Below are 12,604 nucleotides of genomic sequence, written 5' to 3'. Positions count from 1 at the left end.
CGGCCCTGGGCGAGAAAGCCGCGATACGGAGAGGGAGAATCGGCACATGGGAGGCAAAGAGGGGTACCGTTCGCGCCTCGCGACCCCGCATTGCACCCTGATGCCCCCCTCTGTCGTCCGGTCGTGCCACCATCATGCGGGCGGTGACTGGTGATACGAGATCAAGAAGAGACCGAGACGGCGAAGGAGCAGGGCGTGCAGCCGAAGGCAGCAGGCACCCCTGATTCCGAGCCGCACCCGGAGAAGGCGGTTCCCGGCAAGGAGACACCCGCGGCCGGGCCACCGGAGACCGAAGTGGCCCACGCGGACCAGGTCTCCGGGGACGAGCCGCTGCTCGCCGCACGCGTGCACCGCCCGTCGGACCTGATGCGGCTGCTGATCGGCATTCTGGTCATCGCGGTCGTGCTGGGCGTCGCCGCCTTCGCGCAGGGCACCACGAGCGGCCTCGAACAGGACATCAACAAGGGCACCGGGCAGGCCCCCGACCTGCTGGTCAAGATCGCCGGCCTGGCGTCCAGCATCGCCGTGCTGCTCGTGCCGGTCGCGTTCGCCATCGAGCGGCTGATCAAGCGGGACGGTCTGCGGATCGCGGACGGCGTGCTCGCCGCGGTCCTCGCCCACGGAGTCACCCTCGCCACCGACCTCTGGGTCGCCAAGGCCGCCCCCGGCTCGCTCCAGGACGCGCTGACCCAGCAGCAGACCGGCGGCGAGCTGACCGATCCGGTGCACGGATACCTGGCGCCGGTCATCGCCTACATGACGGCGGTGGGCATGGCCCGCAGACCCCGCTGGCGCGTGGTCCTGTGGATGGTGCTGATGCTCGACGCCTTCGCGATGCTCGTCGCCGGCTACACCACACCGTTCTCGGTGCTGCTGACCGTGCTGCTGGGCTGGACCGTCGCGTACGGCACCCTCTACGCCGTCGGCTCACCGAACGTCCGCCCCACCGGCCAGAACCTGCTGGCCGGCCTGCGTCATGTCGGGTTCCGCCCGGTGACCGCCATGCGTGCGGAGGACGACGCTCCGGAGAGTGCGGACCAGGACCGCGGCCGCCGCTATCTGGTGTCGCTGGAGGACGGCCCGCCGCTGGACGTCACCGTCGTCGACCGCGAACAGCAGGCGCAGGGCTTCTTCTACCGCGTGTGGCGCCGGCTGACACTGCGCTCGATCACGACCCGCCGTTCCATCCAGTCGCTGCGTCAGGCGCTGGAGCAGGAGGCTCTGCTCGCGTACGCGGCGATCGCCGCCGGTGCCAACGCCCCCAAGCTGATCGCCACGTCGGAGCTCGGCCCCGACGCCGTGATGCTCGTGTACGAGCACTCCGGCGGCCGTTCCCTGGACTCCCTGGCGGACCACGAGATCACGGACGACGTGGTGCGCGGCGCCTGGCGTCAGGTGAAGGCGCTCCAGTCGCGTCGCATCGCGCACCGCCGGCTCGCCGGCGACGCCATCCTGGTCGACCCGGACGGCCGGGCGATCATCACGGATCTGCGCGGCGGCGAGATCGCTGCGGGCGACATGGTGCTCCGGATGGACATCGCCCAACTGCTGACGACCCTGGGCCTGCGGGTGGGCGCCGAACGGGCCGTGGCCGCGGCGGTCGAGGTGCTCGGCCCCGACAAGGTCGCCGACTGCCTGCCGCTCCTCCAGCCGATCGCCCTCAGCCGCTCGACCAGGGCCACCCTGCGCCATCAGGCACGCGAGCGTGCCCAGCGCGAGCGGGAGGCGGTGCTGGAGGCCTCGGAGGCGGCGAAACGGTCCCGTACCGAGCAGCCCTCCGCCGAGGATCGCAAAGCGGCCCGCAAGGTGGAGCGCGCGGAGAAGCAGGCGGACAAGCGCGCCATGGACGAGGCCATGGACGAGGCGCGCGAGGAGGACCTGCTCTCCCAGATCCGCCGGCAGGTGCTGCTGATCAGGCCGCAGGCTCCCGTGGAACCCGTCCGTCTGGAGCGGATCAGGCCCCGCACGCTCGTCAGTTTCATCGCCGGAGCGGTCGCCGCGTACTTCCTGCTGTCGCAGATCGCCGGCATCGACTTCGGCACCGTCTTCGCGAACGCCCACTGGGGCTGGGTGGCGGCGGCACTGCTGTTCTCCGCGCTCAGCTACTTCGCGGCGGCGATGAGCCTGCTCGGGTTCGTCCCCGAGCGGGTCGGCGTCCTGCGGACGGTGCTGGCGCAGGTCGCCGGGTCGTTCGTCAAGATCGTCGCTCCTGCGGCGGTCGGCGGCGTGGCCCTGAACACCCGGTTCCTCCAGCGCTCCGGTGTCCGGCCGGGTCTCGCCGTGGCCAGTGTCGGCGCCTCGCAGCTCTTCGGGCTCGGCGCGCACATCCTGCTGCTGCTGTCCTTCGGCTACCTGACCGGTACGGAGAAGACGGCGTCGCTCACCCCGTCCAGGACGGTGATCGCCGGACTGCTGACGGTCGCCGTCCTGGTTCTGGTGGTGACGGCGATCCCGTTCCTGCGGAAGTTCGTCGTGACCCGGCTGCGGTCGCTGTTCGCCGGCGTGGTGCCGCGCATGCTGGACGTGCTCCAGCGGCCGGTGAAGCTGATCACCGGCATCGGCGGGATGCTGCTGTTGACGGGTTTGTTCGTGCTCTGTCTGGACGCGTCGGTCCGGGCGTTCGACGGCGGGCACCAGCCGGTGAGCTACGCGAGCATCGCCGTGGTGTTCCTCGCCGGCAACGCACTGGGCTCGGCGGCGCCGACGCCCGGTGGTGTGGGTGCCGTCGAGGGTGCGCTGCTGGGTGGTCTGGTGCTGGTGGGCGTACCGGGGGACGTCGCCGCACCCGCGGTGCTGCTCTACCGGACGATGACGCTGTGGCTGCCGGTCCTGCCGGGCTGGTTCGCCTTCACGCACCTCACCCGCCAGGGCTCCCTCTGACGGGCCGCCGGGCGGCCTGAGGGCCCGCTCCCGGCCCGCCGGAAAGTCACCCGTACGGCGCAGCGCCACAGCCTCCACCCGCATGGACCGTCGCCCGTGCGGGGTACGCGGTGGCGGCGCACGATGGCGGCATGCCGATAACTTCCTCCGCCGCGCGCACCGCGGCCGCCGCCACCGTGACAGCCGCACTGCTGGCCGCCGTCGGGTGTTCCGACGAGGGGAACGGCGGCGAGGACCGGCCGAAGGACCTCGCCTCCCAGCAGCTGGAATGGCGGCCGTGCCCCGCCCCCTCGGAGGCGGAGGGCGGCGGTCCGGCGCCGTCGCCGCTGCCCGGCGGGACGAAGTGGGAGTGCTCCTTCATGGACGTCCCGCTGGACTACGCGAAGCCGGACGGCGAGACCATCGAGCTGGCCCTGATCCGGGCCCGGGCGCGTGACACCGCGAACCGCGTCGGCTCCCTCGTCTTCAACTTCGGCGGGCCGGGCGCCTCCGGGGTGCACACCCTGCCGTCCCTCGCCTCCGACTACGAGGACCTCCGGGCCCGCTACGACCTGGTGAGCTTCGATCCGCGCGGAGTCGGCCGCAGCGTTCCCGTGGAGTGCCTCGACGACAGGGAGATGGACGAGTACGTGGCCGAAGACCCGACGCCCGACGACGCAGCCGAGGAGAAGACCTTCCTGGAAGGCATCGAGGACTTCTCCGACGCCTGTGAGGAGAACTCCGGTGACGAGCTCCCGTACGTCGGCACCGTCAATGCCGCACGGGACCTGGACCTGATGCGCCAGGTCCTCGGTGACGACAAGCTCCACTACTTCGGCATCTCGTACGGCACCGAGCTGGGCGGCGTCTACGCCCACCTGTACCCGAAGAACATCGGCCGGGCCGTCTTCGACGCCGTCGTCGACCCGACGCAGGACTCCGTCCAGAGCGCGCTCGGCCAGGTCAGAGGCTTCCAGCTGGCCCTCACCAACTTCGCGGAGGACTGCCTGGAGCGCGGCGACGCGTGCCGGCTCCCCGGCTCGTCCGTGCAGGAGATCCAGAACTGGATCATCGGTTTCCTGGACCGGCTCGACAAGAAGCCCATCCCGGGGATCGGAGAGCGGATGCTCACCGAGGGGCAGGCCGCGAACGGCATCATCCAGACGCTCTACTCCAAGGAGTACTGGAAGCTGCTGGAGCAGGGCCTCGACGAGGCGGACGGCGGCAACGGAGCTCTGCTGATGGCCTTCTCCGACGCGCTGAACGGGCGCTCCGAGAACGGCACCTACAGCAACATCCAGGCGGCGGGCACGGCCATCGGCTGTGTCGACACCAAGGCCAGATACACCGTCGACCAGGCCAAGGGCATGGTGCCCGAGTTCCGCAAGGCGTCCCCGGTCTTCGGCGAGTACCTCGCCTGGGGGCAGGCGAGCTGCAGCAAGTGGCCGGTGCCGGGCACGTGGGACCACCCGGACGTCTCGGCGCCCGGCGCGCCCCCCATCGTGGTGGTCGGCAACACCGGCGACCCGGCGACGCCCTACAAGGGCACGAAGGCGATGGCCCAGGCGCTGGGCAAGGGCGTCGCGGTCCAGGTCACGTACGAGGGCGAGGGGCACGGTTCGTACGGCAACAGCCCCTGCGTCCAGAAGGCCGTGGACGGCTACCTGCTGAACGGCCGGGTCCCCTCCGACGGCACGGTGTGCACGTAGTCCCGGCACATGGCCTGCCTAGGATGTCGAAACTGTCTTCGACGACCGTTGGGATGTGTGGGATGAGACATCGGGTGCGAGCGGTGGCCCTGGTGACGGCGTCGCTCCTCGTGACGGCCGGCGCCGCCGGATGCAGCGGCGACGGAGGCGACGGGGCCGTCGACGGCCGCAACAGCGACTCCCCGGCCACCGCCGGCTCCTCCCCCGCGGTGAGCCCTCCCGGTGATCCCGCCCTGCCGGCCGTGCTGACCGGCCAGAAGCCCGACTGGAAGCGCTGCGAGGCCCCGGTCAAGGCGTACGGCAGCTCCGCGCAGGCGCCCGGCGGCCAGTGGCAGTGCGCCACGGTCGAGGTCCCGCTGGACTACGGCGACCCGGCCGGGGAGACCATCGGAATCGCGCTGATCCGGTCCGAGGCCGAGGAACCCGGCAAGCGCATCGGCTCGCTGCTCTTCAACTTCGGCGGACCCGGCGGCTCCGGCGTGGCGGCGCTGCCCGGGGCGGCCGAGGGCTACGACAGCCTGCACAGCCGCTACGACCTGGTCGGCTTCGACCCGCGCGGTGTGGCGGAGAGCTCCGCGGTGGTGTGCCGTGGCGACCAGGAGACGGCGAGGTCGCTGGGCCTGGACGCCACTCCGGACACCGCGGCCGAGGAGAAGACCTACATGGCCGACGCGGCGTCCTTCGGCAAGGGCTGCGCCGAGCGCTCCGGCCGGGTCGTCCCGCACGTCGGCACGGCGAACGCCGCACGCGACATGGACCTGATACGCCACGTCCTCGGCGACGACAAGCTCCACTACCTGGGCTTCTCCTACGGCACCGAGCTGGGCGGCGTCTACGCCCACCTGTTCCCGAAGAACGTCGGACGGCTGGTCCTCGACGCCGTGGTCGACCCGTCCGCCGACTACGCCGGGCACTCGCGCAACCAGGCACGCGGATTCCAGCGCGCGCTGGAGAACTACTTCAAGAGCCGGGGCGTCAGCGCGGAAGAAGGCACCGGACGCGTCGTGGAACTGCTGCGGCAGCTCGACCGGAAGCCGCTGCCCACGGCCGACGGCCGACGGCTCACCGAGAGCCTCGCGCTGACCGGGATCATCCAGCCGCTGTACTCGCAGAGCAGCTGGAAGTACCTGACCCAGGCGCTGGACGCCGCGGAACAGGGCGACGGCACGGGGCTGCTGCTGATGGCCGACTCGTACAACGACCGTGACGTGAGCGGCCGTTACGGCACCCAGAGCCATGCGCAGCGCGCCATTTCGTGCGCCGACGCCAAGGGCCGGGTGCTGCCCGCCGAGGTGCGTTCCCGCCATCTCGCCGAATTCACCGACGTGTCCCCGGTCTTCGGCCCGTATCTGGCGTGGGACCTGGCCGGCTGGTGCGCCGAGTGGCCGGTGCCCGGCGAGTGGGAGACGCCTGAGGTCTCCGCGGAGGGCGCGGCGCCGATCCTGGTGATCGGTACGACGGGCGACCCGGCGACCCCGTACGAGGGTGCGAAGAAGATGGCCGACGAGCTCGGCAAGGGCGTCGGCGTGCTGATCACCAACAAGGGCGAGGGCCACGGCGCGTACGGCAGCGGGACATGCGTGACGGAGACCGTGGACGCCTATCTGCTCGAGGGCGAGGTCCCGCGGAACGGCAGGACGTGCACCTCCTGAGGTGCCCGCCGGCACGACGAAGGCCCCGGACCGCTCGGCGCGGTCCGGGGCCTTTCCGCCGCCCGGGCGATCAGTAGACCGGCTTCTCCGGCTCGATCTGGTTGACCCAGCCGATGACGCCGCCGCCGACGTGCACCGCGTCGGCGAAGCCCGCCGACTTCAGCACGGCGAGGACTTCCGCACTGCGGACACCCGTCTTGCAATGCAGGACGATCTTCTTGTCCTGGGGCAGGTCCTGGAGGGCGGTGCCCATCAGGAACTCGTTCTTCGGGACCAGCCGGGCACCCGGGATCGAGACGATCTCGTACTCGTTGACCTCGCGGACATCGATGATGTCGATGTTCTCGCCGTCGTCGATCCACTCCTTGAGCTGCTTGGGAGTGATCGTCGCGCCGGCCGCCGCCTCCTGGGCCTCCTCGGACACGACGCCGCAGAAGGCCTCGTAGTCGATGAGCTCGGTGACGGTGGGGTTCTCGCCGCAGACCGCGCAGTTCGGGTCCTTGCGGACCTTCACCTGGCGGTACTGCATCTCGAGGGCGTCATAGATCATGAGCCGGCCGACCAGCGGCTCACCGATGCCGGCGAGCAGCTTGATGGCCTCGTTGACCTGGATCGAGCCGATGGACGCGCAGAGCACGCCCAGCACGCCGCCCTCGGCGCAGCTCGGGACCATGCCCGGCGGCGGGGGCTCGGGGTAGAGGCAGCGGTAGCACGGCCCGTGCTCGGACCAGAAGACGGAGGCCTGACCGTCGAAGCGGTAGATCGAACCCCACACGTACGGCTTGTTCAGCAGCACACACGCGTCGTTGACCAGGTAGCGCGTGGCGAAGTTGTCGGTGCCGTCGACGATCAGGTCGTACTGGCTGAAGATCTCCATCACGTTGTCGGCCTCGAGCCGCTCTTCGTGGAGGACGACGTTCACGTACGGGTTGATGCCCTTGACGCTGTCACGGGCGGATTCGGCCTTGGAACGGCCGATGTCGGCCTGGCTGTGGATGATCTGGCGCTGCAGGTTCGACTCGTCGACCTCGTCGAACTCCACGATGCCGAGCGTGCCGACACCGGCGGCCGCCAGGTACATCAGGGCCGGCGAGCCGAGTCCGCCCGCACCCACGGCGAGCACCTTGGCGTTCTTCAGCCGCTTCTGCCCGTCCATCCCGACATCCGGGATGATCAGGTGGCGGGAGTACCTGCGGACCTCGTCTACGGTGAGCTCGGCTGCGGGCTCGACCAGGGGTGGCAGCGACACGGGGGCTCCGTCGGTCGGTATGTCAGTACGGTTGTTCTCGTCGTAACACTGCCACGGCCCTTCTCATTCCGAGACACCACGTCCGATCTGCGAGACGATTTCGTCCCAGTAACCGGGCAGTGTCTCGAACGGCCCGATATGCCCCCTTCCCTCCCACCGGCCGCCCCGGTCGGTGAAGAAGATCGTGCCCGCGCCCTGCCAGCGGGCGATGCGGGTGGCCTCCTCCAGGTGTGTGCGGGGCACGCCGTGGACGAAGTGGACGAACCGTTCCGGCGGATATTCGGCCGTCCACTCCGCCACCTGTGACCAGCGGTACTCCGTCCACGGCCCGGAGAAGGTGACCAACTGGTCCGCGGCCTCCGCGTAGCCGGGGTACGGATGCGCACCGTGCCCGAGCACCAGGTGCCCCCCGTCCACCACAGCCTCCAGGGTGGCGGTGATCCGGCGCACGTTCGCCAGATCGGCACGGTCCGTGGGACAGCGGTCCAGCAGGAAGCCGTCGACCTTGTACCAGTCGAAGAAGTGCTGGGCATCACGCACCAGGTCGCCGAAGGCCCGCGATCCGTGGGACATGTCGAGGTGCCCCAGGACCCGCACGCCGGCGTTGCGCAGCCGGCCGACGGCGTCCAGGCAGTGCGGGTCGGGCCGGTCGCCCGGCCCTGCCGCGACGTTGAGGACGACCCAGTGCAGCGGTGTCCCCGGCCGGGTCAGTTCGGCCCACTCCGCGGGAGCGAGCAGGGGGTGCGCGTAGCCAGGGACACCGAACCCCAGCCTTTCCGCGCCGGTGGCGGACAGCTGTGTGTCCGTGGTTGTCAGATGCGGCATGCCGCCTCCATCCAGATGTCGGCGAGGGACTCCTCGAGGTTGATACGGGGACGCCAGCCGAGCCGGTCACGGGCGGTGCGCACGTCCGCCTGCTGCCAGGTTCCGCAGCCGTCCGGGTAGGGGGACGGGGTCGCGGCGAGGTGCTCGACGATCGACTCGGAGCGCGGGCTGCCGATGACCGGGCGGCCGGGCGGCGCGTCCAGCTCGTGCAGAGCGCCGGCGTAACCGGCGACCCTGGCGAGGATCGACGCGGCGTCCCTGAGCTTCACGGCCCGGCCGGTGCCGATGTTGACGACGCCCTGCGCCGCAGAGAGCGAGGCGGCGTGCACGGCGCGCGCCACGTCACGCACGTCGACGAAGTCGCGCTGCACGCCGAGGCCGCTGAGCTTGAGCTCCCCGTCGCCGGACTGCATGGCGCGCCGCATGGCTTCGGCGAGCCGGCCGAGCGGGGAGCCGGCCGGCGTGCCGGGGCCGACGGGAGAGAAGACGCGCAGGACGACGGCGTCCAGGCCCGAGCCGAGCACCAGCTCGGTGGCGGCGAGCTTGCTCACGCCGTAGGGGCCGCCGGGGCGGGGGACGGCGTCCTCCGCGGTCGACGAGCCCTGCTGCGAGGGGCCGTACTCGGACGCACAGCCGACCTGGACCAGCCGGGCGCCGCAGCCGCTGCGGCGCAGCGCCTCGCAGACGGTCGCGACCGCGACGGTGTTGTGTCTGGTCAGTTCGCGGGCGCCGCCGCGGGTTGCGCCCGCGCAGTTGATGACGACACCGGGGTGCACGGCGCCCAGGAAGCGGGTCAGCGCTCCCGGGCTGCCGCCGGAGAGGTCGAACCGGACATCGGCGTCGTCGCCGCGGCCCAGGGCGGTGAGGTGCACGGCAGGGTCGGCGAGCAGCCGGTCGGCGACGAACCGGCCGAGGAATCCATTGGCACCGAGCAGGAGCACCCTCATCGCGCGGCTCCTCGGGGCCGACGGGCCGGAGCTGGGTGTTGCGGTGTCATGTGGCTTTCTCCTTAGGGATGTTGCTGTGGTTGCCATGGCGGCCGGTTACTCCGAGGTGTCGGCTCCGCGGAGTGCGGCGGATGCGCCGGCGGCGTTCAGAGCGGGTCAGGGGGTGTGTGCCGAGGCCCGGGCCAGGGCCGGTACGGCGTGGGCGAGCAGCCCGAGAGCGGCGGCGCCACACGCGAGGGCCGGCACGGCCGCCACTCCCCAGGCGGCGACGATCGCCTCCACGGGACGGGCCAGGGCTTCGAGACCGGGCAGGCGTCCCGCCAGCAGCAGGGCCGGTGCGGCTGCCTCGGCGGCGCAGGCGGCCGCCAGGGCGGTGGCCGCGGGCCCCGCGAAGCCGTGGACGATGAGCAGACGCGCGAGGAACAGCAGCGTGCCGAGCGCGGCCGTCGGGGCGAGTGCGTCCCCGGGGAGCACCAGCCCGGTCGCCGCGAGCAGCGCCATGAGCGTGCCCGTGTACAGGACGAGCGCCGCGAGGAGCAGCGGCCGGGCCCCGGCGGCGAACTCGTCGAGGCCCCGGCTCCGTTCGAGCCTGCGCCGGGCGAGCACGGAGAAGAGATGGGCGCACCAGGCCGCCGGGGCGACGGCCAGCGCGAGCCCGACGAGCGGCGCGGGGTCCATGGGCCAGGCTCCGTCGGGGCCGCCGGTGGTCACCTCGCGCAGGAGCCCCTGGCCGTAGGCGGCGTAGGCGAGCAGGCACAGCGTCCACATCCGTACGGAGGCGACGGTGCGGCCCTTCGCGCGCAGGGGCCCGCGGCGCAGGCAGAGCGCGACCGTGACGGCGACCGCGGCGGCGCCGGCCACGCCGACCACGAGCCGGAGCGCGCCTCCGGCGGCCGCCGCGCCGGCGACCGCGAGGGCGCACACGGCGCCCGGCAGCAGCGCCAGGAGGAGCTCCGGGGCGGGGAAGGTCCGGCCGGCGCGCGGATCGGCGGCGCGCGCCGGCCGGACGGGGGCGGCGGTGTGCTCCTTGCCTCGGGGCACACGCGCGTACATCTCCTCGGCGAGAGCGAACACGTCCCGGTGGCGGAAGCGTGCCGCGGTGCGGTCCGTGACTCCGTGCGCCTCGAGGCCCGCCGCGATCTCCAGCGGGTCGACGGCCTGCTCGCACAGTTCGCGGTGGCGGTGCATGAGCGCCTTGACCGGGTCGGCCGGCCCCCGGCGTCCCTGCCGCGCGCCCCCGGGGCCGCCGTCCGCGGCCGAGGACCGGGGCGGCTGCCCGGGGCGTACGGTCCGGGTCCGGTCGTCGTCCGTCCCGGCTCCCGGTCGCGGCGCGGCGCCGGCCTCCGGCGACGGCTCTGCCGCCGTGTCCGGCCGGTGGCCCGTGACCGCGTCGTCGGCGGTCGCGGTGGCCAGTTCCTCATGCAGCCGGGTGAGGGCCGCGAGGGCCAGGGCCGGGTCGGGCGCCCGCCCGGCGCCGGCCGGTTCCGCGTGCGCCGTTCTCCCGGTGACTCTGGGGGCCGTCATGGCTGTGTCTCCTTCGCCGTCTCCGGTGGAGCTCCGGCCGCGACGAGACGCGGCTCCTCGGCCCAGCTCGGGGTGCGGGGGCGGGCCGGCGCGCCGGTCCATGGGGCCGGTACGTGACACTCGGCCGGGTGCGCGAAGGGCAGCGGCCCGCCGTCGGCGTCGACGACGTCCCGCTGGACCGGCGAGTGCGACATCAGCTCCAGATAGATGCCGCGAAATGCCGTCAGGTTCTGTTCCACGGTGAAGAGTTCGAGTGCGCGGGCGCGCGCCGCGGCGCCGAGGCGCTCCCGCCGTGCTCCGTCACGCAGCAGGGAGACGCAGGCCTCGGCGAGCGCCCGCGGATTGCGCGGGGGCACGACGAGCCCGGTGCCGCCGATGACCTCCACGACCGCGCCCACGTCCGTGGACACGGTCGCGCGACCGCAGAACATCGCCTCGACGACGCTGACCGGAAAGCCCTCGACGACGCTGGACAGGACGACCACTCCCCCTGCCGCGTAGGCGTCGACGAGCTCCGGCGCCTCGGGGCCGCCGATCTCCTCGAAGGAGACCGGGTTGTCACCGACGGCATGGGCGCCGTCGGCCTCGTCGGGGAAGAGCTGGGCGGCGAGCGCCTTGCAGTGGGCGAGGTAGGTGACCGCCTCGGGGCTCTGCGCGGGCGCGCCGAACAGCCGGAGCCTGGCGAGCGGTTCCGTCCTGCGGATCTCGGCGAAGGCGTGGAGCAGGGAGATGAGGTCCTTGGAGGGCTCGATCCGTCCGACCCAGACGAGGGTGTGCGGATCGCCGGTGTCGTCGCTCTCGCCGACGGTCGCGAAACGATCCGCCTCCATGCCGGGATAGACGGTGCGCAGCTTCTCGCGGGCCGCGCCGCACCTCTCCTGCCAGCGCCGTGCGTGGGTGTTGCCGGGCGTGATGACGGACGCCTGCCGGTAGACCTCCGCGGCCAGCTGACCGTGGAAGGCGGCGAGGAGGGCCCGGACCGGCGCGCTCAGCCCGGCGTCGGTGGCCGCGAGGTAGTGGGCGCGCAGTTGGACGCCGTACTCGGTGACCAGCAGCGGGACTCCGCAGAAGCGTTTGGCCAACAGGCCGGGAAGGGCCGCCGGTCCACCGGCTGCGGCGTGGCAGAGGTCGACCGCGCCGAGGCCGTCCTCGTCGTACCAGTCGAGGAGCAGGGGGCGCAGGGCCCGCTCGAGCCGGTCGGCGAAGGCGAGGTGGTCCACCACCGTCGCGCCGTGGACGGTGCGGCGTGTGCCGGGCGCCCGGCAGGCCGACTCGAGGGCGCGCACGGCCGTCTCCGAGCGGAGGGCGGCGTACAGCCCGCCGTGCTCACGGGCGAGTTCCGCCAGTCCGTACAGCCCGTCGGCGAATCCGTCGCCGTCGGCGCACACCGCGGCGGCGAGGTCCTTGAAATGGCCCGCGAAGCGCCGGCGTTCACGCCGCCCGTAGGTCCGGCCGTCGTCCGCCGGCGCCCACAGGGACGCCGTGCGCACCCTGCGTACCTGCGGGGGGAGCTGGATGCAGCCGTGCTTCTCCTGCTGAGCGCTCCGGCTGAGGGCGTACAGGTCGAACTCGTGCTGTTCGAGCCCGCGCACCAGCCGGTCGCACCAGAGTCTGGACTCACCGGTCGCATACGGATAACCACCCTCCGTAAGCAGTCCGATCCGCACAGGTGCACCCCCGATCTCCCTTTGTGGGCGGCCGCCGTCGATTTCCGGCGACTCACAGCGGAACGACGTTAAGCGGACATGCCGGTGGCGCGACCTCCGGTCAGACCGGCGACGATCAGGCCCTTGCCCTGTTCGGCGCTGAACGTGTCGCGCAGTGCCGTCGCGCCGATGC

General features: G+C 72.3%; 8 protein-coding genes. 3 read left to right on the top strand and 5 right to left on the bottom strand.

Going from position 1 to position 12,604, the window contains the following annotated elements; all coding sequences use genetic code 11:
* Positions 1 to 150 precede the first annotated feature (150 nt).
* The 3 genes from AB0K36_RS13010 to AB0K36_RS13000 all read left to right on the top strand — a co-directional run bounded on the left by AB0K36_RS13010 (position 151) and on the right by AB0K36_RS13000 (position 6,220).
* The gene (locus AB0K36_RS13010; RefSeq protein WP_435877855.1) at positions 151 to 2,880 is read left to right on the top strand and encodes a lysylphosphatidylglycerol synthase transmembrane domain-containing protein; all 2,730 of its coding nucleotides are present in this window, start codon (positions 151 to 153) and stop codon (positions 2,878 to 2,880) included.
* Positions 2,881 to 3,011: 131 nt separating this feature from the next.
* A complete protein-coding gene (locus AB0K36_RS13005; protein ID WP_364592442.1) occupies positions 3,012 to 4,568 on the top strand; it encodes an alpha/beta hydrolase in 1,557 nt (518 codons plus the stop codon).
* Positions 4,569 to 4,630: 62 nt separating this feature from the next.
* Positions 4,631 to 6,220: an alpha/beta hydrolase gene (locus AB0K36_RS13000; protein ID WP_364592439.1), complete on the top strand. Its 1,590-nt coding sequence runs from the start codon at positions 4,631 to 4,633 to the stop codon at positions 6,218 to 6,220.
* 70 nt (positions 6,221 to 6,290) lie between these two features.
* On the opposite strand, the gene moeZ is transcribed toward AB0K36_RS13000, so the two are convergent.
* The 5 genes from moeZ to AB0K36_RS12975 form a co-directional block, all read right to left on the bottom strand.
* Complete coding sequence (gene moeZ / locus AB0K36_RS12995; protein ID WP_364592436.1) at positions 6,291 to 7,469, bottom strand: adenylyltransferase/sulfurtransferase MoeZ; 1,179 nt, start codon at positions 7,467 to 7,469, stop codon at positions 6,291 to 6,293.
* Positions 7,470 to 7,532: 63 nt separating this feature from the next.
* Entirely contained in the window at positions 7,533 to 8,294 is a 762-nt protein-coding gene (locus tag AB0K36_RS12990; RefSeq protein WP_364592434.1) for a spherulation-specific family 4 protein, read from the bottom strand.
* Entirely contained in the window at positions 8,282 to 9,241 is a 960-nt protein-coding gene (locus AB0K36_RS12985; RefSeq protein ID WP_159687600.1) for an NAD-dependent epimerase/dehydratase family protein, read from the bottom strand. Before AB0K36_RS12985 ends, AB0K36_RS12990 begins: the two co-directional genes overlap by 13 nt.
* A 156-nt stretch (positions 9,242 to 9,397) precedes the next feature.
* Positions 9,398 to 10,765 carry a hypothetical protein gene (locus AB0K36_RS12980; protein ID WP_364592431.1) on the bottom strand — a complete coding sequence of 456 codons (1,368 nt, stop codon included), beginning with the start codon at positions 10,763 to 10,765 and terminating at the stop codon, positions 9,398 to 9,400.
* Entirely contained in the window at positions 10,762 to 12,432 is a 1,671-nt protein-coding gene (locus AB0K36_RS12975) for a DUF3492 domain-containing protein (RefSeq protein ID WP_364592428.1), read from the bottom strand. Before AB0K36_RS12975 ends, AB0K36_RS12980 begins: the two co-directional genes overlap by 4 nt.
* Between the last annotated feature and the right edge of the window lie 172 nt (positions 12,433 to 12,604).

The sequence above is a fragment of the Streptomyces kurssanovii genome (assembly GCF_040677245.1).
Taxonomy (GTDB): Bacteria; Actinomycetota; Actinomycetes; order Streptomycetales; family Streptomycetaceae; genus Streptomyces; species Streptomyces kurssanovii.
The sequence above is the reverse complement of the archived record's forward strand: the minus strand, read 5'-3'. Positions and strand labels throughout refer to the sequence as shown.